The sequence below is a fragment of the Pseudarthrobacter sp. CCNWLW217 genome (genome assembly GCF_037203985.1).
Classification (GTDB): Bacteria; Actinomycetota; Actinomycetes; order Actinomycetales; family Micrococcaceae; genus Arthrobacter.
Window position 1 is genome coordinate 1 of record NZ_JBBCBT010000055.1, and the last position, 672, is coordinate 672.

The following is a 672-nucleotide window of genomic DNA, read 5'->3' on the forward strand; positions in this document are numbered from 1 at the left end:
GTTCTTCGTGGCGCTGGCCATCGGCAGCGTGGTGTCCGCCAACGGCGCCGGGGGACTGGCCAGCGGGCAGCCGTTCTTCAACGACACCGCCAGCTTCGCCACCATCTCCGCGGGCGCGGCCATCGCCGCGTACTCGTTCCTGGGGTTCGACGCCGTCACCACCCTCACCGAGGAAACCATCAACCCGCGCCGGACCGTGCCGCGCGCCATCATGCTCGTGGCACTGATCGGCGGCGGCATCTTCGTGGCGGTCTCCTACGTGACCCAGCTGGTCCACCCCGGCGGCGTGTTCGAGGACTCGGCCTCCGCGGCCAGCTCCATCGCCCTGCAGATCGGCGGGCAGCTGTTCGGCGCCGTGTTCCTGGCCGGCCTGGTGGTGGCGCAGTTCGCCTCCGGCCTCGCCGCGCAGGCCAGCGCCTCCCGCCTGCTGTACGCGATGGGCCGCGACTCGGTCCTGCCCAAGGCGGTCTTCGGCAAGCTCAACGAGAAGTTCCACACCCCGGTGGCGAACCTGGCGATCACCGGCATTGTGGGCCTGATCGCGATCTTCCTGGACGTGGCCACGTCGACGTCGTTCATCAACTTTGGTGCCTTCACCGCCTTCACGCTGGTGAACGCCTCGGTGGTGTTCCACTATGTGCGCCAGCGCCGAGCCGGGCAGCAGCTGAACCC

Annotated in this window: 1 protein-coding gene; it reads left to right on the top strand. The window is 69.2% G+C overall.

Annotated elements, in window-relative coordinates; genetic code table 11:
- Nucleotides 1–672: APC family permease (locus tag V9L18_RS22005; protein WP_337349269.1), on the top strand; the 672-nt coding region annotated here is incomplete at both ends.